The following is a 25,957-nucleotide window of genomic DNA, read 5'->3' as shown; positions in this document are numbered from 1 at the left end:
TTCGAATATTTCTATGACAAAACCAAAAGGATTTCAGTATTCTTCTTATTCTAAAAAATGGCGTTCATCAAGTTCTTTTCCATTTTTTAAACATATAATTTTGTTGTTACTATTAGTTACTTGTTTACATGCCAAGGGACAAAAAAATGACAAAAAAGCGATCGGTAAAATAGATTCTCTAATTGTTGTTGCTGATGATTTATACATGAATGGAAAGGATAGAGAACTTATTTTAATCGTAGAGAAAAAAATAATACCAGAATCAAAAAAAAATAATTATGAAAGAGGCTTATGCTATGGTCATTTTTATATTGCTTCCTGTTTATCATTTGCCGGAAAACACCTTAAAAGTAACATATATATTAAAAAATCACAATCCTATACTTCATATCTAAAAAGTGATTTCATGCAAAGTTCCCGTAATTATGGATTAATAGGAGATAATTTAACAGATCTCGGGCTTTATACTGCAGCAGCTCAAAACTACCATAAAGCTGTTAGCGAAATTGAAAAAATTAAGACCAAAAATTATAATGATCTTTTAACTCAAAGCACAACATATAATACCATGGCGAATTTGTATAATATACAGAATTTCCAGGATTCTGCATATTCCTATTTGCTAAAAGAAAGAAAGATATTAAGAAGAATTCCTCTGCATATTGCATATAGGGAAGTGGGAAGCTCTTATAGCTCACTGGGAAACTATTATTTTTTTAAAAAAAATTTAGATTCAGCAGAGTATTATCTTCAAAAGTCACTATCAATTCTAAACAATAAAGAACATCCGTACGAAATTGAAGCTTTAATTGGAATGGGAGATCTTTACGTGTATAGGAAAAGGAATGATAAAGCTATTCAATACTACCAGGAAGCATTGAGTAAAGCAAGTAATGATAATTTGCGTTCGCTTGGAATAATATATAAAAAACTGGGGGATTTCTATTTTAAATGCAATGACATCGAAAAAGCCAGGAAATATTCAATTTTAGGACTGCGGTTTGAGGATAGTATCAATGTAAATATGGATCGTGATCGCAATTTCATTGTCAATGAAATCTTGGAGGGAGAAAAAGAAATTTACGAAAATGAAAATAGGAAAGTTAATTATGAAATAGAGCTGCTGGTAGGTGTAATTATTTTATTATTGATAATTATTTATGCTTTTCAGAAATCAAAGAAGCAAAACGACTTGAAGCTGGACATCAAAGAACTTGAGATAGCTAAAAAGGCAGCTTATACTAATGAACTGGAGCAGAAATTAAAAATATCCTTACATGAAGTTATAGAAGCTGCAAAAAAAAACAGTCCTGTTTTTTTTGAAAAATTTCAATCTTTACATCCGGATTTCAGTATAAAGTTGTTAGAGATCAATGGTAGCCTTACCACCAATGAATTGATACTTTTGGCATATGTTTACCTTAATTTTTCATCTAAGGAAATAGCATCATATACTTTTAGATCATACCGAACAGTGCAAAGCAGAAAATATATGTTGCGGAAGAAGCTTAATCTGGAGACCAATCAAGATCTCTATTTATGGTTAAAAAGAAAGACATAAAGATATACTTATGTAGTACGTAAGCATTAAGTATTTCTGCTTTTTTCAAAATATAGCACATTTAATATCCTGATTATAAGCCATTTATACAATTAATCCTTTTTACGTATCTGTTTTTTTTTATGAGATTTCCAGTTTATTTTCCTTTGTAACAGAAATTCTTATAAAATGAAAAAAATATTATTACCTATGGCTGCGATATTTTTTGGCACCATAATGCATGGACAAGTTGGTATTAACACTTCAACTCCAAAAGCGACTTTTGACATTATGGCAAAAAATTCGAGCGGAACTTCCACTTTAGCAGACGGATTGCTAATACCGCGTGTAGACAGGCAAAGGGCGGTGAATATGACTTCAGTTGAGCCCTCTACTCTTATTTATGTAAATAGTATTGCCACTGGCAGCGCTACAGGACAGGGATCAAATATAGATAGTATAGGGTTCTACTATTTTGATGAGACAACAAGTAAATGGAGCAAACTTATTACGCCTGTCGGGGATCCTACTCCCGATGCGTTTGTGGATGATAGCGCCAATGCAATGGTTAAGCTTGGAGCAACCTCTTCGGGTTCAGCCAGAGCGGCAGGATCCGAATTTGTTATAAAGGATGCCGGAAATGTTGGCGTGGGTACTTCAACACCAGCCCAAAAGCTGGAAGTAAATGGAAATGTAAAATTCAATGCGGTACCTAATGCTTCATCTGTAGATAATACTGATAGAATAATGGTATTACAAAGTGACGGTACCGGTAAAAAAGTTCCTTTAACTAGCCTTCAACCGCCTAATACTTATACTCCAAGAGGAATATTTCGTTATCAGGCTCCTAATCCTGCTTTATATGCATTGAATACATCATACCCAACCACAACTATCATCAATAACATTGATATTGGTTATAATACCTTTACTGTATATATTCCCGCAAATACATCTTCATTGATCCTTTTTAATTACTCAATACCCAATGGATTAACTGATTCTACTGGAGATGGCCTTAGTGTAAATACAAGTGGTACTATTTACCAGGGTATAAGATTTTTAAAAGCAGGAGTGGAAGAACCCAGCGGATCAAGAAAATTTCGTCAAACCGGAGTTTCTTGTGTGGCCGGAATTTATTCGGAAACTATTGATAACCCTACTTCCAGTCAAATTGCTATAGTATTCTCGCTTCATGGTTATTTAGAGATAAGAGCAGACACTAATTTCCCAAGTGGTTCTTTTGCAAGATTTAATATGAATAAAGCAGTTGGGGAAAATTATAACTGGGGGAAAGGTATTCTAACATTACAGCAGTTTGATAAGCCTCTGTAGTAGTTTTGACGCACAAAGCATTTAAGATTGTGGCTTATCGGAATTGAAGAAGGAGATGTTTGTACTGGTACTGTGAAATTTAAAAAGTAATTCTGAAGAGGTTCTCGCTTTAATGTATAGACATATAAGTGGATAAGAATTAGTTGAAGATGATGGAAAGGTTTAAATATTTCAGATTGGACTTCTCTAAAATAGAAACCAGCATTGGTAGACAAAATAATAAGAAAGGGCATAGTTGTTAAGCACTAAACCTTTATAGAAAAAGTAACTTTCGGAGTATATTGTTAAAATCCATTTATCTTATAACTTAACAAAATACTGTATAATAATTAAATAACGAATTATGAAAATTAAACAATTATTTTATTGGGGGATATTTGTGATATCCATTTCCTCAGGGAAAGCCCAGGACTTTTTTACAGTAATCAGTGAAAGGTCCATCAAAGCAGATCCTAAAAACAGGACAGTACAGCCGGAAAAGTCATTGACCTACACATTGGATGTGGTAGGAATGAAAAATTATTTTAATTCTGTTCCGGAATTGAAAGACAGTGATCGTAAAGATAACGCTCCGATTATTGTTTTGCCAATGCCTGATGGTACGAAAGCAAAATTCAGAATCTGGAAATCTTCAGTAATGGCTCCGGGATTAGCCAGTCAGTTCCCTCAGATCATTACCTTTACAGGGCAGGGGATAGATGATAAGTTTGCCACTATAAAACTGGATTTTACAGAATTGGGTTTCCATGCGCAGATAAAATCTGTGGTAGCTGGTGATACATACATTGATCCTTATGCAAAACTGGATGTCAACAATTATATCATTTACAAAAAAAGTGATTTAATTGATAAAAAAACGAGGTCTTGTGGAGTAAAAGATGAAGACGATACTCCATTAGGAAAAAAAAACGCTCAAAAAACCACATCTCCAAGCGTAGGAACTCAAATTAGAGTTTTCAGGCTTGCTGTTGCGTGTACAGGAGAATATGCGGTAGCAGCAACGGGTACAACTACTCCTACTGTTGCGCAGACGCTTTCAGCAATTGTAACTTCTGTGAACAGGGTGAATGGAGTGTATGAGCAGGAAATAGCTTCAAGATTAGTATTAGTGGATAGTGAAGTAAATGTAGTCTTTACAAATGCTTCTACAGATCCATTTAACGGAAATAATGATGCCGATATATTAATTGATGAAAGTCAGACTCAGATTGATTTATTGATAGGAAATGCCAATTATGATGTAGGACATACTTTTAGTACTGGCGTTGGTGGACTAGCTGGTCTAGGAGTTATTTGCATGAATGGTCAAAAAGGAAGTGGAGTTACTGGCTCGGGTGACCCAGTCGGAGATCCTTATGATATAGACTATGTTGCCCATGAAGTGGGACATCAGTTTGGTGGTCCACATACTTTTAATGCTCTTACTGGTGACTGTGGGGGTAATCCACCCAATCGTGACTCTAACAATGCTGTAGAACCAGGAAGCGGAATTACCATCATGGCTTACGCTGGCATTTGTGAAGCCACAAATGACCTAGATTTTCATAGTATTCCTGTTTTTCACACCAAATCATTTCAAACGATAACCACAACGGTTCAGTCAACAACATGTCAGGTGACAACTCCAGTTGCTAATACCGCTCCCGTTGTAAATGCAGGAAATGATTATATTATTCCTAAAGGCACCCCATTTAAGTTAACCGGTTCTGCAACAGATGCACAAAATAATGCACTTACCTATTCATGGGAACAAAATGATGTAGGACCTGCAGGAAACTGGAATGCACCGACTGGAAATGCCCCTCTATTCAGGTCATTTGTACCGGTAACAGTTCCTTACAGATATTTTCCAAAGATCACAGATGTTATTAATAATACGACAACCACAGGCGAGATTTTGCCATCATACGGAAGAGCAATGGAGTTTAGATTGACGGTAAGAGATAACAATGCAGGCTGTGCAGGAGTTGCAAATGATGATGCAAAAATTACTGTGGATGCCAATTCTGGACCATTTACGGTAACAGCACCTACTACAGCAGTAAGTTGGACAAGCAATACTACTCAAACCATAACATGGAATGTAGCCAATACAAATGCTGCTCCTGTAAGCTGTGCCAATGTAAGTATTTTACTGTCAACAGATGGAGGTTTTACTTATCCTACCACTATTATCGCCTCTACTCCAAATGATGGTTCCGAGACTATTACGGTTCCTAACGTAAATACATCACAAGCAAGAATTATGGTTTCAGGGCAGGATAATGTATTTTTTAATATTAATCCTGTTAATTTTACCATTACCCAGACGTTAGGTGTTGGTGAAGTAACTGGAAGTAAAGATGTATTTATAGTATATCCTAATCCAAGTAAAGGACTTCTGAATATTAAATTTACTAATTTTAATGAAAATTATGATATCATGGTATATGATGTAAGCGGAAGATTGGCATTTAGTAAACTGAATAATATGTTAACGGTTGATAAAATCAGTACGTTCAATTTAGCTCACTTAATGACAGGAGATTACGTGATTAAGATTAAAACTAAGAATATGGAGAAATCCGTAAAATGGGTTAAAGAATAAGAATATCTAAATCCATAAATTGAAAAAAAGGTTGTTTTACAATGAAAACAACCTTTTGTATGTTTACTTTCCGATACAAAAAATTGACATAACCTATTTAAAGGCTATTATTTCTTTTGGAGGACAAGACGGTACCAATCTCTCACAAACTAATAACTTATAAAACTAAGGTACGATTTTGTTCAAAAATATCAATAAGAAAACATTCCGAACGAAATTAAAAACGTTGCGAATAGCCGATGCAATCCTTGGCAGAATGGTACACAATTCCTTGAGAATAGACCTTAAAGGGGAAATCTATGAGAAGAAAAAAGCTGATCAGAAAATCAGCTCAGAGTAAAGATTTATTTTATATTTTTAAATCATCTTTTAGACACCTTTTTGACTTCATTCTTAGTGGTCAATTTAATCAGGAATTAAGTGGCCAATATCACTGGAATTTGCAGTATGGCAAAAGAAGAGCCCACCAAATAATATTATTATCTAGTTATGAGTAAAAAAGGATTTCCATAATACTTTAATTTAATATTAGGAATTGCTTTTGGGAAATATTAGTTTTTTTATACAAATATTTAGAATTTAACATTCTAAGTATAATTAGAATAAAAACCATTATCTCCAATTGATAAAATCCAAACCTTAGACAGGCCATATCAAATAAACAGAGTCTGCGGATTTCTGGGGTTTGGATTATTCGATATATTTACAATTTCTTAAGCTCCTAAAATATGGTAAAACTATCAAATTGAGATTTCTATTTTTCTACAATGTCTCATTATCTCCATCTTCTAAAGTAACCAATATATTTTCATCATCTAATTGATCCTGAATTTTTTCCAGAAGCTTCGAATTTACTTTTGGAGATACAAAAATATGATGATGAGGAGAAATTGATCCAAAATTAAGCCTGACCTAATTATGTATTAAAAGATGAAAATTGAAAATTTATTAGTTTTAACATTACTTCTTTTTATAAATTTGTAATTCTTGACCTTGATAAATACTTTGGTGCTAATATACTTGAATGTATCATAGTTAGAACGGATTAAAATCAAGAATTATACTTAATAAATGTTACTTAGTATTTCGTAAATTAAAAGTTCATTTTGTTATAGTTGGTACACACAAATATATAGTTACCCAAACAGTTAGTTGGGCCCTAACGTTCAATGACAGCCTATGAAAATAAAAGTTTATTCCCCTTCCAATCCTTTACTTAAAAAATATATAGAGTGTATTTATATACTCACACATACCTCTGAAGAAAAACCCGCCAAATACATCACCTTCCCATCTATTTTCACCATTGTTTCAAGCAGTGAAAGATCAAAATCGATCAATAAAGAAAATCAATTGATCATCGGTCAATGCGATGACAATGAGGTGGCGACCAATTTGGTATCTGATTTCAATAAGCCAGTGTATGTCCAGTACGAAGGGAAAATAAACGAAATTACGATCTATTTTAAACCGTTGGCTATTAATTCATTTTTGGAGCACGAATTAAACCATTACAACAGTTCAAGCTTTTCTGAATTTTCACCTTTTAAAGATTATAGAAAAGCTATGATCGAAATTCTTTCTTTGCAAAATGATACCGAAAAAATTGAAACTGTTGAAAGGTATTGGTTATCAAAATTAGGTGGGTTTCAGCATCATTTCCTTGAAACTGTTTTGTCTGAAATGATGTGTGAAGAAAATGATGCTTTAACCATTACAGAACTATGCAAAAAAAATGCTATTTCGCGTACAACATTGAACAAACACTTTGACCGACATATCTGCAAAACACCATCTCAATTCAAAAAGATATTAAGATTTAGAAATGCGGTTAACAAATACTCATCAAATAAGGCAAGAAATAACTTAACGGATATTGCATATGGTGTTGATTACTTTGACCAGTCTCATATGATAAAAGAATTCAAATCAGTTACAGGGTTCTCTCCCAAAGTTTTTTTTAATAAAACGACTGCGCTGGAAAAAAAACAAATTCATTGGCTGTTTTTATAGATAGGTTTACAATTGTACAATTTTTCCTTTTCTGCTTAAAGTAGTTTTGTCGTTTAATCATAAATGAAACCCCTATGACCATCCGTCAAATCAATTTTATTCCAGTTGTCTTTTTGATAGCTCTTTTGCAACCTATTGTGGTCCAATCACAAAATTCGAAAAATATTGTTGCTCCGATAAGGTCTCACTTAAAAAATCTTGAAAAAGAAAATAACTTAAGCGGGGTAGTTCTCATTGCAAAAGACGGCACGCCAATCTATAGAGAAGCCTTTGGTTTTGCCAATTTGCAGGACCGTGTTAAAAATAAACCGAACACGAAGTTCAATTTAGCTTCTATCAACAAGATGTTCACCGCAATAGCTATTATGCAATTGGTGGAATCCGGGAAAATTTCGCTTCAAGATAAAGTGGGCCAACATCTTTTAGATTATCCTAATAAAACTGTTGCGGACTCTGTGACAATCTACCAACTATTAACGCACACTTCAGGAATGAACAGTTTTTGGGAGGAATACGATAAGCTTGCAAAAGAAAAATTCAAAACAGTTTCTGATTACCTTCCATTGTTTGTTGATAAAAAACTAGCCTTTGATCCGGGTAGTGACTTCTTGTACAGCAACTCCGGATATATGGTTTTAGGATTAATTATTGAAAAGGTGTCAGGTCAAAATTATTTTGATTTCGTAAAAGAACATCTATATCAACCTGCAAAAATGATTAATACTGATGCTTACGAATTGGATAATGTGATTCCAAATTTAGCGACTGGTTATACAATGTCGTTGGAAGAACCGGGACAATGGAAAAATAATATTTTATCGAATTTAGCAAAAGGAACTCCTGCTGGCGGAGGCTATTCCACAGCTGACGATTTGTTGAATTTCGCCAATGCTCTACAAAACAATATTTTACTTAGCAAAGAGAGTCTAACTCTTTGTACATCAGGCAAAGTTAAGTATAGAGAAGGAATGTACGGCTACGGGTTTGAAGAAAACACAATCAACGGACACCGCATCTTTGGACACACCGGTGGACACGATGGTATTGCTTGTGAAATAATGATTTATCCGGATTTGGGCTATACTGTTGTTATCCTAACCAATGGAGAAGTCGAAAATTATTGGGAAGTGAGTAATTTGATTAAAAAACAATTAGTGGGTTCAGCACCATCAATTGACAATTTCTTTTATACTAAAGATATAATTAAGACCGTATGCAATAAAGGTTACGAAGCTGGAATTAAGGAAATAGAACAAAATTCAAAGAAATATTCATTAAGAGAAAAGCTTATTGAAAGATATGGTTACAGGTTATTGTTCGAAAAAAAGACCAATCAGGCAATAGATTTATTTAAGTTAAATACTCACCTTTTCCCAAACTCAACCTATGGCTATTATCATATAAGTGAGGCATATAGGGTTTCAGGTCAAAAAAAACAAGCGATTGAATATCTAAAGTTATACCTTGAAAAAGAGCCAGAAGACAATGATGCTAAATTAAAATATAAACTGTTAATGAAATTTCTATAAGTGAATTTTTTTTCTTTATAATTTGTAAAGATAAACATTGCTTTATAATGTAGACATTGAATTTTTTACGAACTAACAAAATTAAAGTGTGAAATGTATTTTATTGTATATGAAACGATTTCTCCGACACTTTACATTTTAACACTACAATCCCACAATTCAACCGCCTATTTTCCCGTGTGACTTAGATTCTTCAACTACTAAGCATAGTTCATCTTTATTTTGCGAGGATTTTAAATTCTAGTAGTTATGAAAAAAATAATGATATGTATAGATTTTTCTCCCGAAGCAAAAAATGAAATGCATTATGGGGCTGCTTTAGCTAAAGAAAAAGGCTCAGATGTTTTGCTGTTCTCATTACAAAATACACGTACAAAATGCACAGTTGTCCGGCGAATATTTTTATGATCAGATACTCATCAAAAAAGACAACTGATTGTTGAAGCTACTGCATTGGCCGGAGAATATCAGATTAATGTAGAATATCATTTAGCTTCAGGAAGCTTTTTTGAAGAAGCTCAAAAATCTATCACAGATAACGAGATCGATTTAGTGGTAATGGGTATGGGCGTAAAAAGCTTTGACCAAAGTTTATTGGGTAATACCACTACAAAGGCAATTCATCGTTTTAAACCAATTCTAGTAATCTTCCCCTGATATAGAATATGTAATCATTAAAAAAACTCTTTTTGCATATGATGCTCATAACGATCTGAACTGGCCGGTTTTGAATACCTTATTAATCAGTCACACTCTTTATCAAAATTGATCCTTCATTATCAGCTTTAAAGTTTGTCCATCATTTACAAATATTCTCTTTCATTATAGCCCAACTTAGTGACCAAGGTTCCTAAGGTACGTTAAGCTGATTCACAATAAAAGGTACTAAACTTAAGGTTTATTGCTAAAAGAAAATATTATTGTTCTAAGAAAAAATTAAGTTTATACATCAATTTTTTACATAAAAAAACACAATAAACTTATTGTTTATTGTGTTTAAAGATGTGTGAAATAAGATAGAGAATCTCTTTCAAAACCATTATAGAATTAAGGTTTCCAGAAGGTCCAGAACTTTCCGTTATAAACAGCTAATTGTTTTTTAACCGTATCATACACCAGCATGCCAGCACTTGGCTCGATAATATTTAAGTGTGGACTTACTACTTTGGGTAAAACCATCGCCTTATTATCATCTGCAAGAACTAATATTCCTTTTGTTGTATTTGTAGCACCTGCTATTGTTGTACTGATAGAAACTTTAGCTCCCGGCTGCTCTGCCCTATCGCTTGCCTGAATGCTGAGATCTGCGGTTCCTGTTGTATCCACACTCAAATCAAACCATGTGTTTGTGTCTTTTAAATATTTCACTTTATTATCCGAAGTATCAAAAAGAACAGTTCCGTTTTCTGTAATTCCTGTTTTATCTGTGACATACGGCAGCAACAGACCTTTGTTTTCTGTGTCTCCAAACTGTAGAGATACTGATCCATTGCTTACGCTTTCCCGACTTATTCCTATTTGTGCGGACATTAGATTAGCCATCAAAAAGCCGCCTATTATTACTGTATTTTTAATCATTTCTATTAATGTTTTATGAATACTGAGAACATGAATGAATGAATGGATGATTCAATATTCATGTTCTCAAAAATTGTTATTACTCCGGACAGGTCTGTGTACTGATGCAGAACCATCCAAATGTACTTCCATTGTCCTGTGAAGTATACATTTTTAAACATTTATTTGTTGTATCATACACCAGCATTCCCTCAACAAAATCTGCAGGCGGAATGCTAACAGGGTTTCCTGAAGCATTAAAAGACATTCTGTTGACAACAAAACCTTTTGTTCTGGCTTCCAGTACCAGCCATGCTCCTTTACGTACTGCCGGCCAGTTATCAGCATTCTGAATTCCAGCTCTTGTTAATGAAGTGATTCCTACTTTACTGACTAATGCAGGATTTTCTGTTGTAGAAATTGCTCCCGGTTTGTAGCAAACCGTATTTTCAAGTGTGGCGAATGTGATGTAACGTTTTGAGTTTTCTGTGTTAAAATTATGATCAAAAACCCATTTACCTGATATTTTTGTGCCCTGAACCAATATTCTGTTAACTGTAAAATTAGCATCATCAGCTATAACCATATACGTTGAGTTAGGGTTATAAAACTGGCTTTCGTAGGTTGACAGATCAGCCTGGAAGTATACATCATCGGAGGTTCCGGTTCTTTGCAAAAGCCATTTTCTCTGAATAATTTTCGCATTGCCATTTCCAAAATTAATAGACTGCATTGGAACAGCTGAAATATTATTATCTCCCGCAATCATAAATTCCTGATCATCAGAAATAGTTGGTCTGGATACCGCAAGGTTTTCCGAAATAAAATCATTATTAGTGGCCATTGTAAGGATAGTTCCAGCATTTACACTATTGGATACTTTTTGATGCAAGGCCGAAATATCATCACGTCCGATCCCGAAAATATTGTTGTTAAATATTGTATTTAATGTACCATCCCAAACAATCGCTTCTGTTGATGATAAGTAAGGGTTGATAGCTACACGTCCTAAAGTAATACCATATTTAATGGCCATATATGAATCTACCCTTCTTCTTTCTGTTTCTGTAAGATTGCCACCTGTACCATAAATAATAGTTTCACCAATATTTCCTAAAAAACTGTCATTATCACTTCCATTCCCCGAAAATATTGTAGAACCAAAAGCATGCCCCCCATTTAAATACCCCATTGCATGATGCGTACCGATGGCACCATTCATATTACCATTAAGCCCCTTAGATACTGAAGTATCATTATATCTATGATACATAATACTTGGAATAGTGGTTGAAAAGCTAATACCTCCGGTGTTGTTAATATATCTTCCTGCGTAATTAACATCCACTCTTTCAATTTCATCATTTGTATTAGCAAATCTTTTATTAATACCAATTCCATCCCAATATCCTATATTTCCTGATTGATTGGCATTATTTACCAGTGAGCTGAAAATTCTACAGTTATTACCGTTTCCAGGAAGAAGTCCTTCTTTTGTGAAAGTAAAAATATCATAGTTTAATTCTGATACTGTACGGACGTTAACATTGCCTAGAGACTGTTTAGCATTTGTAAAATTAATTCCCGGATTAAAATTAAAATAATTAGCAGCTCCAACTACATATTTTGGAAGCGGATTTGTCCCTAACTGAGTAGAAACTACTCCTGAAGCATAATCTTTCCAAGAAGTAACATCTGTATTATTTCCCGTATTTACAGCGTCTATATCCGCTCTATACCAATAGTTTAGCCCCTTAACAACTCCACCTGGAGCATGACCAAAAGCGCCAAAAGTAAAAAATTGCCCATTTGATAAAGTAACATCTGCATAGTTATAAACAACACCATTAACAGTAATAGTGTTTGCACTCATATCTGTGGATGGATCGGTTGCATCAAAAGTTTCGTCATCACTCTGCAGTAGTTTTAAATTTTGCAGACCTTTTGGCCATGCAATTCGTACTGTTCCTGTAGAATTAGTATTCTGGACTTTCCAGATCGACTCAAAACGATAATTAATATTGGTTATTCCACTGATTGCAACTGAAAGATTTTGTCGTAATCCGTTGTCTCCCCAAATTAAATATTGGTCATTTGCAAGAGAGACTGAGTTCAACAAATTCGTATTTGCTAATCCAGTCGTTCCGATAATTAACTTTTGACCTAGATTAACACTGATGGATTGTTTTTGATCTAGAGCTGAAGCAATATCATGGGCAATCCCTGCAATATTATTATTGTAAGCACTATTAATAGTACCATTCCAAACAATATTACTTTTTGAAGCAAGATAATGTTCTGCAGCTGTACGCTCTAAAGTAATCCCGTATTTAATTGCTAGATAAGAATCTACTCTTCTTCGTTCTGCTGCTGTAATACTTCCTGATCCGTAAATAATTGTTTCCCCAATATTTCCAATAAATCCCCAATCATCACCATTAGGTGGATTGACACCACCGTTAGCTCCGAAAATATGTCCACCAGTTACTGATCCAATAGCACCATGAGTGGCAGTTAATGCATTGCTTGTTCCATTCATACCTTTGTTTAGAGAGGTATCTGTAAAGTTATAATACATAATGCTCGGAATATTAGGGTCAAACGCTAAAGCTCCTGGATTAGCCAAATAAGACAACCCACCTGCATTATTCCGTCTTGCAATACGACCATCATAGTATAATCCCGGTGAATCCCAGTTTGCTCCATCCAGAATAGTATTGTTTCGACCTATATTTAAATATCTGCTCGTTCCTTCGCCTGTCATTCCTTCTTTGGTAAGGGTGAAGATATCATAGTTAAGACTACTCAATGTTTGAACGGAAATATTCCCTATCATCTGCTGAATTGCTGTAAAGTTTACACCGGGATTAAAGTTGAAATAATTAGTAGCCCCAACTTTATATTTAGGCAAAGGGGCTGTAGATATTCTTGAAGATGAAATACCCGAAGTCTGATCCGTCCACGATGTAACATCCGTACCATCTCCTGAATTTATCGCTTCTTTATCTGCCCTGTACCAGTAACTTAAACCATTAACAACTCCACCAGGGGCTTGAGCATATCCTGCAAGTGTAAAATAGTCTCCACTACTGAAAGTAATCGTTGCTGTATTATAAACTACTCCGTTAATCGTCACCTCCGAAGTCATCGGAATAAAGTCATCAGATGTATCGAAAGTTTCATTTGTAGAACGAATCAAATGTAAATTAGCAATTCTTTTCGGCCAGGCAACAATTACAGTCCCTGGACTTCCAGTATTCTGGACTTTCCAGACAGAAGCAAATCTATAGTTAATTTCACCTCCTGGTGCAGAAGTGTAAGATAAAGAAACAGATAAAGACTGTTTTAGCCCGTTATCTCCTACAATAAGAAATTGTCCGTTATTTAAAGTATTTGTATTAGTTGAATTCATATTGGATAATGAATTCCCAGCTCCGATAATTAATTTCTGATTGTCATTAACACTTTTTGATTGTTTTTGATATAAGGAGCCTGCATCATCACGACCAATTCCAAAGACATTGTTGTGATATGTACTATTCGCCGTACCATTCCAGACATTGACACTTGTTGATGAGAGATAATCAAATGTACCGGAATCAACCCCGCCTGTACGAAGCGTAAGACCGTATTTAATTCCCAAATAACTGCTGATTCTTTGATTTTCGTTGCCTGATTTTGGGTTTGTATAAACAATAATCTCAGGAACCAGGCCTCTCCATGGCTGATTAACAGAGTTAACAAAATCATTACCTACAACAAAATTTCCTGCTGCAGAACTTTGATTTCCTCCTGTCCGGGCAGCAAATCCGTTAAGCTCAATACGGGCTGTACCTGCCGTTGCATGCTGCCAATGCCCTGACATCAGATAAGGTTTGGACATAGTGATGGCAGGATTATCAGCACTTCCGTATAAACTGGTATACATCATGAAAGTAGCATTTGGATAGGCTCCAAAATGCGGATTATCTCCGTTTGCCCCAATTCCTATCAAAGTATTGGCTCCCGAATTCGTTTCAAGAGAGGCCACTGAATACAGTGATAAGCTGTTATTGACTCCACGGTTTGCCACCTGGTTATTACCCATTGCTTTATTGTCGAAATTGACAGCCGGGTTAAAATTAAATTTATCCGTGGGATTTACTAAAACAGGCTGTAAGCCTACTGTACCTTGGGTAAGATGATAACCATTACCCGATTTATCTGACCATAATGAGGGCGTAAAGCCATCATCTGCCTTTACCCATAACCCTAAATCTGTACCTACTCCGCCCGGAGATTGTCCGTATGCTGAGAAAGAGCCAATAATTAAGACTATAAGAAATAGTTTAATTTTTTTCATTATTTAATTTAGATGTCTATTATTGATTTTACTGAATATTTTATGCCTGAAAATTTGAAGTTGTACAAAAGCTTACTGCAAAACTCCCCAACCCTCTGATATGATTCTTTATTTCTCTTCATAAGAGTGCTGGGACGAGTTTTCCAGCTTTTATATAGGACATTTATTATTTGCTTATCTAAACCTTTTGGAGTGATAAAATATTTATGTAACCTTCTGCGTTAAATGAATCTTACAAACTAAAAATATTTACTTCTTCGGTTTGGAAAATTTCTATTTCCCTATAACTACAGGTTCAATTTATCTAATGCGTATGCCATTATATTATGAAGATATTTTTCCTGGTCAGTATCTATATAGGTACTTGAAATGCTGGGATGTCTAAATACCCCTTCATCCCAGAAAAAGATTACTCTTCCGCCGCCTCCCGTAAGCCAGATACCGGCCTGGGTTGATGCTGTTCCCCCTTCTTTGGCCAAAATTTCAGAACCTGGAGCCAGTTGAGAATTTGACACTCTTCCTGCCGTTTGCGCCCCGGTAATAGGTGAATTTCCGGATACACTACCAAACACGCCATCGGAACCAGTAGTTCCTGCAACTGAATAAGAAACTCCGGTTCCGGATATCACATTTCCTGTTCCTCCAAAACCTTGGAGTGCCGTGGTATTTCTGTTAGCATCAAGCACAACAATAACTACTCCTCCGAGATCTGTAAAGTCTTTTATTTTTGCAATTGTAGATGCGCTTAAATCTACACCTACCTGGAGACCAATACAAAATACATCCACAATGCTTTTCAGCTGGGCTCCGGAGTAATTATCCAGCTGAGCTGTCTCAAACTGTAAAAAGTCGATCCCCTCTACTTTATTATAAATTCCGTGCGTTCCATAATTAAGCTTACTTTGAAGCTGAGAATTAAATGTTGGGAATCCTGTACCCCCAAGTGCATAGAGATTTCCATCCCATAATCCGGCCCAATATCCTATTGTAACTCTTTTGGATGTAGAAGGTGTTGTATTCGGAAGCCCATCCACGTATCCTAAAACGCCATTGGCATCTGCAACTACTATTCTGGAAGCATTGAAGGTCTGATCTTTATTATCCGATTTTGTACCGTCGGGTTTTGTAAAGATGGCATTAACAGCTCCATTTTTAGGAAGCTCTCTCACTCGTTCAGTGCCATTAACGTCAAGTACTTCAGTGGGAACGCTAGTTTTAATCCCAACTTGACCCGAAACGGTTATGGATAATAAAACCACAATTAAATTAATTTTTTTCATTTTTTATATTAAAGGTTAATGATTCAGGAGAGTTATGTATTTATAAATGTGTTTTAAAAACATCAAATTATAATTCAATTCTTTCCTCATAAGAGAGCTGGGAAAAATCCCAGCATTCCTATTATATAAAGACATTTGTGTAATAAGTATTTCTTAGAAACTCATCAATAGGGTACATTGAGTTTCTAATAGCTCTGCAATATTAAATACAAATCTTAAAGGGGGACTAAAAAAAAGCATTTCAGATATACTTTACCACCTACTTACATCTACTCAAAGCGTATATTGTACTATTAATCAACCTTTTATTTAAAATGAATTTATCATATATAAGTTTAAATCTGTTTCAGAAGGCAGATTAAATTTTCTGCGTATCCTGAATTTTTTATTCTCAACAGCCCGAACTGTAGTATTGGTTGCCGTGGCTATTTCCTTAGTACTGAGGTTTAATTTCAACAATGCACATATCTCCAATTCCGAAGAAACAAGGTTGGGGCAGGATTCTAAGATTTTATCAAAATAATCCGGAAATTGAGATTTAAAATAAGTTATAAATAATGAGTTTTTGCTCATTGCAAGTTCATATAATCCATCGGAGAAATTTATTTTATCTGTTTTGTTTATGAAATCATTCAATCTTTCTTTTTCTACGTAATATTTAATGATCATTTTTTCTTTTCTGTGGATAAAATACATCCCTACAAAAGTGCAGAAAGCTATTTCCATTACTTTATACACTCTTATATACCATTCCTTTACCGGTGAAAGATGCTGATGAAAAGAAGGCATCAGGGAATAATCTGTAATAATATTTATGAAGAAAAATGCTACATAAATGCTGACAAGTGTAAGAACAATGTATCTGTCTTTATCATAATCAAAAAAAAATGCTACAGCTACTGTTAATGATATATAGCTTAAATAGTTCATCACATTTTTTCCGCTTATTATGTCGCAATAGAAAATAACTGTTCCCAAAAACATAAAAAGCAGCATCAGTAAGTGTTTGTTGAACCGTATTCTGTCCGGCCATAAGATCGTGCAAAGCATAAACAGCCCCATCCCCAAAAAGACGACTGCATAAATAGGCTGTTCAAGGAAAACCATATTTAATAAAAAATTACAGCCTAAAATAAACACAAGAACAAGTGTATAAACGTCAAACAAAATGCTTTTTTCGTATTCTATTTCATCCTTTGCCAATTGCCTTTTTTCTGATATATAGGCAGAAATATATTTTATTATCATCAATATATTTTTTAATTGAGTTTGAATTTCATTTGATAAGAGACTATATTTAGATCAAAACTTGATTTTTCCGTTTCATTTACATCAATATTATAGACTACTTTATCTAAGATCAAGGTCTGCTGCTATTGACTGTTGTAAAGCTTATAGAAATACCAACTTGGGCATAAAATCAAAATAATAATAATAATAATAATAAAAGCTTTCCATTTTCAGTTTTTTAAAAGACTCATTGAAATAAATACTATTTGTTTTTCAAAAGCAGTACCCTCCGATTATTTAAACTTTACCTGTCTTTTATAAAACTTTAAGTATATAAAATAAAAGACTAAGCTCAATAATTTTATTGAACCATAGTAATATTAAGACTTTTTAAAAATTATTAAAAATAATGAAGGTTGTGAATTCGGAAATACTTACATATAAAAAAATAATATCTATATCATTATCAACTAATTACAAAAAAATTGAAGAAATCTATATGTTTGAATTTGAATTTTCAGAAAAATGATACACCAAATTAGGTTATAATTTCAGAATTACAGATCTCCAAGCAAGAAGTTCAATGCTAACGATTTAGAATATGAAATAACTTAGATGAAACGTTTTATTTTTGAAAAACAAAAAGCTTCAGCCGGCTTTTACGATGGCAAAGATTTTATGCTTAAGCATAATGCCGAAGCCGGAGTAGGTATAAATAAAACATATAACAATTCCAACAAACCTTATTACAGTTTAATATTCAATTCTGATATGAAATGTTATAATATTTATTTTAGAGGAGTTCAAACTTCACTTTAGATGCAATAAGGTACATTAAGATACATTAAGGTACAATAAGATACGTTAAGCGAAGTAATCTCTCCCTCGTTTTAAAAAATAAATTATTATCAGTTTGAGGGAAGAATGGGGGACAACAAATAAAAAAACAAACCAAAATAACAATAACCAATACAAAACTGAAAGTTTCGTAATTAGTTAATTATTAGATATTTGGTTTGTTTGAGTTTGTTTTACCTATCGTATCTATTTTCCTTTATCCAAACATACAAAATGTCAACTACTTATTTCATCTCAATAAACAAATCTCATTGTCGTCATTTCTTTTAAACCTTTGTGTACGAAACAATCGGTGAGTCTAGAATGATATATATGCTGCATCAAAACAAAAATAGAAATGTATCTCTAGTTACTGAATCATTCAAATTTAACAATGTAGTTCCAAGTTCAGTAGCGGGTTGGTAATTTTTTGCAAAAAGACTATTCCTCTTTTTATTCGGAAAAGTTTTTTCGCATTTTTTGTAGGAACCAACACTTTTGAATTTCCAAAAGCATTTCTAGTATTCAAAAAAGTTTTGGTTTTTAAGTCATTTAATACCTAATTAAATGATATAGGTTAGCTATTTACTTATAAATTAGACTATTTTTTTACTAAAGATCTCAAACAATTCATTCTTTATCTGCAATCGCACGTAATAATTTATGCCCTATACATCTAGACTTTGCACTATTTATCCTCATAAAAAAGCTTGGTCTTTAAAACCAAGCCAATATTTTAATCTGATTATTATGAGGCATTGTCAAATTCAAAATCTATTCTTTTCTCATTTCCAAAACTATCTTTTATCCAAATACTGAATTTATGAGATTCAGATGACTGAGAAGTATAATACAGCCTGAACTGTTTTTTGTGGCAATGTATATACATCATTAGGGAAATATGGTTTATCATCGGAATGCTGAAGTTTTCCACCTCCTCCAAATTGAAAATATCGTATACTATATTTTGTATCACTAAAGTTCGAAACCGTTTCTAAAGAAATTCTAATTTCCACAGTTTCATTCTTCTTTACCTTACCGGGAATAGGCATTACCTGTACCTCAAATGGGAAGTCTTGCTCTATTTCCAAATGGTTGTCCTGACAGGAATTAAATAAAACACTCATTAAAAACAGGATAAATGAATGTTTAACGAGGTTAGAAATCTTATACTTATTTACATTGTTCATCTTAAATATTTTAAAAATTAAACCGAATTCCGAAACCTAACAAAGCGTGCGAAACACCAATATGATTGTTTAGCAGAAAACGTAGCTGCCCATGAACTATAAAAACTAAATGCTCTGTTAAATAACTTTCAAGAGAAAGCCTACCTCCAATTCCATAAATAAAGTTGTTTGTTGAGTCAAGCATTGATCGAAAAGGATTTTCGAATCAGAATCTTTAGAGAATGTAGCAGCTTCAGGAAACTTTCAAACGAGTCCCATATATCTCTACACTTTTGAGAGAAATTAGCTTATCTCATGCTATGGCCGTTGTTCATTTAACAATTCAAGTGAAAAGCAATAGTTTGAATCAATCTGATAAAACATAAAAACTATAGTCCAGTAAATTTGAGGCAGGGATTACAGCAACCTTTTTTGTGCGAACCATGATATGAAATTTAAAACCTGCAGAATGATGAGAGTGAGGAACACAGGTATTAAGGGTAAGAATTGTTTCATTTAGTGTTTATAATGACCAAAAACAAAGAATCTTGTAATAAAGATTCCAATTTAGAAACTTATTAAGATATGTCAATACTAAAATACGATATTAACATCATCACTGAAGGAATTAAATTAACTGATTTGGTTATTTTCCAATTTGTCAAGATACATAGATAGAAGATCGTTAAATATTTCAGGCTCTTCCATCATTGGAACGTGGCCACAATTGTCTATAAACTTCAGATCTGCATTCTGAAGCAGTGAACTAAATTCTTTTGCCACAGCAGGAGGAGTTATTTTATCCTGAAGACCCCAAATTAATAAAACAGGAATTTGTATATCTTTAAGTTCTTCTGTTACGTAATTTCGCTGTGCAGTTTTAGCAGCTTTGATAATTTGGAAGCATTTTCTATTATCGTTTACAATCTCGAAAACATCTTTTACTAAAGATTCATTAGCTATCGCAGAATTGTAAAAAGTATATTCAACCCTTTCTTTAATGTAACTGTAATCGTGGCGTCGGGGAAACCTGTCAATCATACTGTTTTCATACAATCCAGAACTGCCGGTAAGCACTAATCCTTTTACAAAAGCAGAATATCTGTACGAATAAAGGACGGCGAGATGCCCACCTAAAGAATTACCGATCAATACACAATCAAAAATTTTGTTCTGCTGGATATACTGATGGATGAAATCAACTAAATAATCTAGCTTGTTCCCTTTATTTTCATCCAATACTGGTAATAAAGGAACATGGACTTCGTATTCATCTTGAAAGTCTTGTACAACATATTCCCAATTACTTAAACTTCCCATCAGCCCATGCAATAAAATCAGTGTAAGTTTCATTTTTTTTAGCAAAAGTAACCTGCAAGTTTAAAAATATGCGTGATTGTAATCACAATCGTACTACGACTTTGACAAAAGCAATCTTGCCCTGCTGATTGCTTCTCTGCTAACATACAGGTACTTCGCTATATTTTTGATTGAAATTCGGCGTATGATCTCTGGACGTTTCTCTAGTAAGAATTTGTAGCGTTTAACAGGACTTTTCAAAGACAGTAGATACTGGTGTTCAGAATTGTTTTCCGTAATTTCTTGATAGATTTTTAGATTGATGTTGGCAATACACATATGCAGATCATAGAGAGGTTGTAGCTTTTTGATGTTGATTATTCGTATTACGGAATCTTCAAGTGCGGTAATTTTCACTCCTGAAGATGCGTTGCGGTAATAACTTTCGCAATTTGCAAGAAAATCATCTGCAAATGCAAATCTGACAATGTTCTCGTCTCCATCTTCATTAAGAATATTGAAAGAAAATTGTCCTGAGATTATAAACGCACCTTTTTTAGCCAATCTGCCATAATCTAAAAAGTGCTCTCCCTTTTTAATCGTTTTCATGCTTGTCATTTTCTCTAATAATTGCCATTCCTCATCTGTAACGATGGGATACTTTTGTTTTAATGGCAAAACCCAATCGCTATTTTTTTTTGACTTTACTATCATTGTACTTCTTATTTTATTACTGATTCTTATCAACTTAGTTTTTGATAATCTATGCAAAAATAATTCATTTTTTTGGATGTTTTAAACTGTTGCCATTAAAGATGAGGCTATCTTCTATGGCTAAAAAAAACTCTCTTATTTTACAGCGAATCTATTGTTATAGCACATAAAAATTTTAGAATTTGTATTATTTTTTATAATTAGAAAACAATATAACATTGAAAAACAAAGAAATAATCCATGCGACAAACCATGAACGTAACCAGTTTAATATAATAATGTTATGATCTCCCCTATTTATCAAGGAAAGTATAAAAGTAATAATTCCTGTAACAATTAAATTCTTTAATAGTAATTTAAGCATAATATTTACACATTGAAAATAGAATTCCAATCTTCGAATTTTAAATCTAAGAGGCTATTTTTGTTCAGGCTGTCTAAAAATGCCTGATAAGCAATATCTAAGAAGGATTTTAATTTACAGCTGTGAGATGAAAACACACAGGGTTTTGCATTGCAGTTTATCACAGGTGATTCGTCCTGCTCTAATAAGTTTATAAGATCTCCAAGTCCCATTTGAGTAGCTTTTTCTGATATTAAAATACCCCCATTCTTACCTCTTTTTGTTAAAACCAATCCGTTATTAGATAAAAACTGAACCACCTTAACCAGATGATTCCGTGAAATACTGAAACGTTCTGCCAATTCATCCAATGAGCTTGAATCTGCATCATCTTTTTTATTTAAATACATCAGAACACGCATACTAAAATCAGTAAAATGGTTCAATTTCATTTTCTAGCTGTTATAGTTATTAATTAATTTGCAATAATTGGGGACCAAACTCTTCATAAAAAATATTTTGTTTATTGACTCCAAGTGTAATCAAAGAACTGTATTGTACTTTTATAAATGGTTCCGGCCCACAAATATAATACTTTGCATCTTCGATAAGAATTTTAGCTTGGAGTGCATACAGATCAATTCTTCCTTTTCTTATCCTTTCATTTTCTATTGCTGTTTCTTCATAAAAAATAAAAGAGGAAAGCCAATCATGATTTTGCTGCATAACTTCTACTTCAGATTTAAAAGCATGTGATTCTTCATTTCTGCAGCCATGTAACCATACAACATTGTTCCCTATACGGGAGGTGCCAAAGGCTTCCAAAATACTCATCATTGGGGTAACACCTACTCCACCGCTAATTAGCACTAAAGAATCATCAGGAGCAATATCCGCATAAAAAGTACCTGAAGGTGAACTTACCCAGATTTCATCACCAATTTTCTTTTCATGCAGATGATTGGACACTGCACCATCCGGAATTCTTTCATTCCCTGTTTCTTTTTTTACTGATATTCTATAGTGATTTGGGATAAATACCGAAGACAAACTGTACTGTCTGGGCTGCTCATATCCTAATATCGGAATAAACATTTTAACGGTAATATATTGTCCCGGAAAATACTCCGGTATATCTTTCTTATCTTTAGGTTCAAGATAGAATGATTTTACTTCTGTACTTTCATCCACTATGCTTGAGATAATAAATGCTCTCCAACCTTTCCATCCTCCCTTTTTTGTCAGGTTATTCTGGTATAATTTTTCTTCAATGGAAATCATAATGGCAGCAAGTTGATTATAGGCTTGTGTCCATGCTTCAATAATGTCATCTGTAGCCTTATCCGCCAATACCTCTTTTATTGATGCTAAAAGATGCAGTCCCACTATATCATACTGATTAGGCGTTATATTAAGGCTTACATGTTTGTTACCAATGGTCTCCAAAGTGTTAATTAATAAACTAGGGTTGTCAATATGCTCTGCATAAGCAAGTACAGCACCTGCTAATGCATTCTGCTGATTTCCATTGGCCTGATTTCCCATATTAAAAATATCCCTGAGCTCCGGATTATGAAAAAACATTCTTTTGTAAAAGTGTTTTGTAAGGTCAATACCATTTGTTTTTAGGACCGGAATAGTGTCCTTGATTAATTCTTTTTGTTCAGAAGTCATTTTATTGTGTTTAAATTCTGGGTAAAGGTATAAAAAATTTCTAATTGTTGTATTTAAAATACAACAATTAGAAATTCTACTTTCAAATGTGTTACAGCTAAAACCGTTTATTTTTTTTCAGCATTATGATTAGGTGTAACCCAAAATAATCTCCTCCATTTGGCTATAGTATTCCTGCTCAGTTTAAAATGTTGGGCAAGCTGTAGATTATTCAACCTGTTTTTTTCCTGATAATCCAAAATCTCAAGTATAGAAGATTTATTGTAAGATCGGTGGTTTTGGTTAAATACTTCTGTCGGTTGATCAGATTTACCGAAGATCTTACGGTTAAGCTCTATGATATCTAATACTGATAGTTTTTGTTTATTTAACAAAACTTTACATTCTTCTTTTCTGTCAGGATATTTCTTATTTATTATATCGTTATAGATGCGGTGATAATCCGGAGTTGATTTTTCCATAATGTTTTTTTTAGAATGAATGTTTTTTAGAATCGGGGCTTTCCCAATATGAATTCAATTATTTCCGTAGAACTTGCTATTTATATCTTATTTCTTAAAGCATATTTGCTTATCCATTTGTATAGAGTTGTTTTGGGAATTTTATATTCATCAATAATCTGCTGCCTCGTTTTTTCCTCACTTTCCACTAATTCCAAAATAAAATCTATTACTTCTTTGGTATATATATTTTTCCTGAACTGCGGAAGCTTAGATCCTTTTTCGTTTGACGAACTATTGTGATTAGTACTTCTTTGTGGAGCATATAATATCAGGTGCTGAGAATAGACCCTGAAAAAATCATATTCAAGCAATTTGCTCCATTTTAACAGAATGCCAGTGGTTAGTTCCTTTTGTAAAAACATTTCTTCTATTTCTTTATTGTTACATTTGAAAAAATTACAAATACGTGATGTTTCAACTTCAAGTTCCAGGACTCTTTGTCTGACTAATGAGCCTATGTGGATATTTTTAAAATGGCTACTCATTTTTCAACTTTTTATTCTCGTTTACCTACATTGATGCTTCCAAATACATTTTTGGTATATTTAGAACTTACTATATTGTTTTCAAATTCAAGAAACATAATGGTTTTCAGTCCCCACCATGTTTTATTCAGCTCATATTGCCAAATATCATCAGGATAGAAGTTAAAACTGTCTCCCAATTCTTTCAGCACTTCTTTTTTGGTCATCCCAAGAAAAGACTGGCCGTATGCAACTTTCTTTATCATATAAATAGCGGGTATTCTGTTTTAGACTAAAACTCCTTAATCAGAAGAACTAAATAAATCTTCAACCATAGTAAACTATTACAACTAGAACTTATGAAAAACTAGTAAACTGGTTACCTGGTTGAAGATATTATCATTTCAAATAGTAAAATCTATGGCTTCCAGAAAGACCATACAGTACCATTGTATACAGCCAGCTGACGTGCTGTAGTGTCATACACCATCATCCCTGCACTTGGACTAATGATATTGAGGTGCGGACTGGCAACTTTAGGCAGAATCATTGCTTTATCAGGATCTGTTAATACAAGAATACCTTGTGTAGTATCCGTAGCAGCGCTGGCTCCTATTGCGGTTTTGGCAGTAAGCTTCTCTGTCTTGTCAGCCCCCTGAATAGAAAGATCCGCGTTACCAGTAGTATCTACACTTAAATCAAACCAGCTTCCACTTTTAAGATATTTTACTTTATTATCTACCGTATCGAATATAATAGATCCATTTTGGGAAATCCCGCTTTTGTTTTCCACATAAGGCAGAACCAATCCTTTATTTTCGGTATCCGAAAATTCTAGAGAGACAGAAGTATTAGTGATATTCTCTTTTCCTATTGCCACTTGAGATTTTATGCCAATGACAGAAAAAATTATTATTGCTGTTATTATTTTTTTCATTGCTCTTTTATTTTCATTGTTATAAATAGAATAAACAAGAATTAATTTTGCAGTAAACGAATGGTGAGAATATTGGTTCCTGTACTCTTCTTTAGCTGCTCGTTATTCATAGTAGTTCCGATACTCAGCACATCACCTTTCTTTAGCTCTTTCTCGAATGAGAAAATACCAGTGGGTGACCCGGCTACTTCATAACCTCTGAGTGATTCAGTCCCATTTATATAAATGACATATTCTTCTTTTTGCTCAAATTGATCATTTTCATGAATATTACCGGAAATATTTACTTGATATAATCCATTTTTACCAATCGTAATCTCATTGTCCTTAAGGGAACTTTCATTGTGTGTACTTTTTGACAAGGAATTTGAAAAGTTCATTAACTTTTTTGTTCCCGCATTAAAACCATTTCCTTCAAAATTTAAAACAAGATCTTTAGAGGTCCCTATTCGAGAATTGGTCTGCCCAAATGTTTGGGATATAAAACCTGTTAAAAACATAGCTGCTAAAAGCACTGGATATTTGTATGTGTTTTTCATTTCTTATTTTTTGTTATTTAAAATCCATTCCTGAAGGCTGTTTAATGAAAAACAGCCTTGGAATG

General features: G+C 33.6%; 24 protein-coding genes. 7 read left to right on the top strand and 17 right to left on the bottom strand.

Features of this window, described 5'->3' with window-relative positions; translation table 11 throughout:
• The first annotated feature begins 13 nt into the window (after positions 1-13).
• The 7 genes from ACTJIV_RS04980 to ACTJIV_RS04950 all read left to right on the top strand — a co-directional run bounded on the left by ACTJIV_RS04980 (position 14) and on the right by ACTJIV_RS04950 (position 9,661).
• Entirely contained in the window at positions 14-1,561 is a 1,548-nt protein-coding gene (locus ACTJIV_RS04980) for a tetratricopeptide repeat protein (RefSeq protein ID WP_440625997.1), read from the top strand.
• Between the two features lie 270 nt (positions 1,562-1,831).
• Positions 1,832-2,875 carry a hypothetical protein gene (locus ACTJIV_RS04975; RefSeq protein ID WP_440625995.1) on the top strand — a complete coding sequence of 348 codons (1,044 nt, stop codon included), beginning with the start codon at positions 1,832-1,834 and terminating at the stop codon, positions 2,873-2,875.
• 343 nt (positions 2,876-3,218) lie between these two features.
• Complete coding sequence (locus ACTJIV_RS04970) at positions 3,219-5,462, top strand: reprolysin-like metallopeptidase (protein WP_440625994.1); 2,244 nt, start codon at positions 3,219-3,221, stop codon at positions 5,460-5,462.
• Between the two features lie 1,179 nt (positions 5,463-6,641).
• Positions 6,642-7,475 carry a helix-turn-helix domain-containing protein gene (locus tag ACTJIV_RS04965; RefSeq protein ID WP_440625992.1) on the top strand — a complete coding sequence of 278 codons (834 nt, stop codon included), beginning with the start codon at positions 6,642-6,644 and terminating at the stop codon, positions 7,473-7,475.
• Positions 7,476-7,549: 74 nt separating this feature from the next.
• Positions 7,550-9,004, top strand: coding sequence for a serine hydrolase (locus tag ACTJIV_RS04960; protein WP_440625990.1), 1,455 nt, complete (start codon positions 7,550-7,552; stop codon positions 9,002-9,004).
• A 249-nt stretch (positions 9,005-9,253) separates the two neighbouring features.
• On the top strand, positions 9,254-9,412 hold the full coding sequence (locus ACTJIV_RS04955; RefSeq protein ID WP_440625988.1) for a hypothetical protein: 159 nt from the start codon (positions 9,254-9,256) through the stop codon (positions 9,410-9,412).
• A 24-nt stretch (positions 9,413-9,436) separates the two neighbouring features.
• The gene (locus ACTJIV_RS04950; protein WP_440626678.1) at positions 9,437-9,661 is read left to right on the top strand and encodes a universal stress protein; all 225 of its coding nucleotides are present in this window, start codon (positions 9,437-9,439) and stop codon (positions 9,659-9,661) included.
• Between the two features lie 390 nt (positions 9,662-10,051).
• Here ACTJIV_RS04950 and ACTJIV_RS04945 read toward each other — a convergent pair whose 3' ends face one another.
• The 17 genes from ACTJIV_RS04945 to ACTJIV_RS04865 all read right to left on the bottom strand — a co-directional run bounded on the left by ACTJIV_RS04945 (position 10,052) and on the right by ACTJIV_RS04865 (position 25,892).
• The gene (locus ACTJIV_RS04945) at positions 10,052-10,582 is read right to left on the bottom strand and encodes a hypothetical protein (protein WP_440625986.1); all 531 of its coding nucleotides are present in this window, start codon (positions 10,580-10,582) and stop codon (positions 10,052-10,054) included.
• 79 nt (positions 10,583-10,661) lie between these two features.
• A complete protein-coding gene (locus tag ACTJIV_RS04940; protein WP_440625984.1) occupies positions 10,662-14,903 on the bottom strand; it encodes a hypothetical protein in 4,242 nt (1,413 codons plus the stop codon).
• Between the two features lie 287 nt (positions 14,904-15,190).
• Positions 15,191-16,183, bottom strand: coding sequence for a hypothetical protein (locus tag ACTJIV_RS04935; RefSeq protein ID WP_440625982.1), 993 nt, complete (start codon positions 16,181-16,183; stop codon positions 15,191-15,193).
• Positions 16,184-16,492: 309 nt separating this feature from the next.
• Positions 16,493-17,431, bottom strand: coding sequence for a helix-turn-helix transcriptional regulator (locus ACTJIV_RS04930; RefSeq protein ID WP_440625980.1), 939 nt, complete (start codon positions 17,429-17,431; stop codon positions 16,493-16,495).
• Positions 17,432-18,998: 1,567 nt separating this feature from the next.
• On the bottom strand, positions 18,999-19,139 hold the full coding sequence (locus ACTJIV_RS04925; RefSeq protein WP_440626676.1) for a TraQ conjugal transfer family protein: 141 nt from the start codon (positions 19,137-19,139) through the stop codon (positions 18,999-19,001).
• Positions 19,081-19,440: a TraQ conjugal transfer family protein gene (locus ACTJIV_RS04920; protein ID WP_440625978.1), complete on the bottom strand. Its 360-nt coding sequence runs from the start codon at positions 19,438-19,440 to the stop codon at positions 19,081-19,083. Before ACTJIV_RS04920 ends, ACTJIV_RS04925 begins: the two co-directional genes overlap by 59 nt.
• A gap of 10 nt (positions 19,441-19,450) precedes the next feature.
• Positions 19,451-19,624, bottom strand: a complete 174-nt coding sequence (locus ACTJIV_RS04915; RefSeq protein WP_440625976.1) for a conjugal transfer protein TraO — start codon at positions 19,622-19,624, stop codon at positions 19,451-19,453.
• A 428-nt stretch (positions 19,625-20,052) separates the two neighbouring features.
• Positions 20,053-20,772 carry an alpha/beta fold hydrolase gene (locus ACTJIV_RS04910; protein ID WP_440625975.1) on the bottom strand — a complete coding sequence of 240 codons (720 nt, stop codon included), beginning with the start codon at positions 20,770-20,772 and terminating at the stop codon, positions 20,053-20,055.
• Positions 20,773-20,832: 60 nt separating this feature from the next.
• Positions 20,833-21,432: a Crp/Fnr family transcriptional regulator gene (locus ACTJIV_RS04905; RefSeq protein ID WP_440625973.1), complete on the bottom strand. Its 600-nt coding sequence runs from the start codon at positions 21,430-21,432 to the stop codon at positions 20,833-20,835.
• Positions 21,433-21,619: 187 nt separating this feature from the next.
• On the bottom strand, positions 21,620-21,796 hold the full coding sequence (locus ACTJIV_RS04900) for a DUF2798 domain-containing protein (protein WP_440625971.1): 177 nt from the start codon (positions 21,794-21,796) through the stop codon (positions 21,620-21,622).
• 5 nt (positions 21,797-21,801) lie between these two features.
• Positions 21,802-22,227 (bottom strand): Rrf2 family transcriptional regulator, encoded by a 426-nt coding sequence (locus tag ACTJIV_RS04895; RefSeq protein WP_440625969.1) that lies wholly within the window; start codon positions 22,225-22,227, stop codon positions 21,802-21,804.
• 19 nt (positions 22,228-22,246) lie between these two features.
• Positions 22,247-23,449 carry an NO-inducible flavohemoprotein gene (gene hmpA / locus ACTJIV_RS04890; RefSeq protein ID WP_440625967.1) on the bottom strand — a complete coding sequence of 401 codons (1,203 nt, stop codon included), beginning with the start codon at positions 23,447-23,449 and terminating at the stop codon, positions 22,247-22,249.
• Between the two features lie 107 nt (positions 23,450-23,556).
• Positions 23,557-23,910, bottom strand: coding sequence for a helix-turn-helix domain-containing protein (locus ACTJIV_RS04885; protein ID WP_440625965.1), 354 nt, complete (start codon positions 23,908-23,910; stop codon positions 23,557-23,559).
• 80 nt (positions 23,911-23,990) lie between these two features.
• The gene (locus ACTJIV_RS04880) at positions 23,991-24,437 is read right to left on the bottom strand and encodes a transposase (protein WP_336379581.1); all 447 of its coding nucleotides are present in this window, start codon (positions 24,435-24,437) and stop codon (positions 23,991-23,993) included.
• Positions 24,438-24,448: 11 nt separating this feature from the next.
• Positions 24,449-24,682, bottom strand: a complete 234-nt coding sequence (locus ACTJIV_RS04875; RefSeq protein WP_336379582.1) for a hypothetical protein — start codon at positions 24,680-24,682, stop codon at positions 24,449-24,451.
• Positions 24,683-24,834: 152 nt separating this feature from the next.
• Entirely contained in the window at positions 24,835-25,353 is a 519-nt protein-coding gene (locus ACTJIV_RS04870) for a hypothetical protein (protein ID WP_336379583.1), read from the bottom strand.
• A gap of 41 nt (positions 25,354-25,394) precedes the next feature.
• Positions 25,395-25,892, bottom strand: a complete 498-nt coding sequence (locus tag ACTJIV_RS04865) for a hypothetical protein (protein ID WP_440625962.1) — start codon at positions 25,890-25,892, stop codon at positions 25,395-25,397.
• Positions 25,893-25,957 lie beyond the last annotated feature (65 nt).

It is taken from the genome of Chryseobacterium sp. 22532, assembly GCF_052044665.1.
Lineage (GTDB): Bacteria > Bacteroidota > Bacteroidia > Flavobacteriales > Weeksellaceae > Chryseobacterium > Chryseobacterium lathyri.
This window is presented reverse-complemented; position numbering and strand designations above follow the sequence as displayed.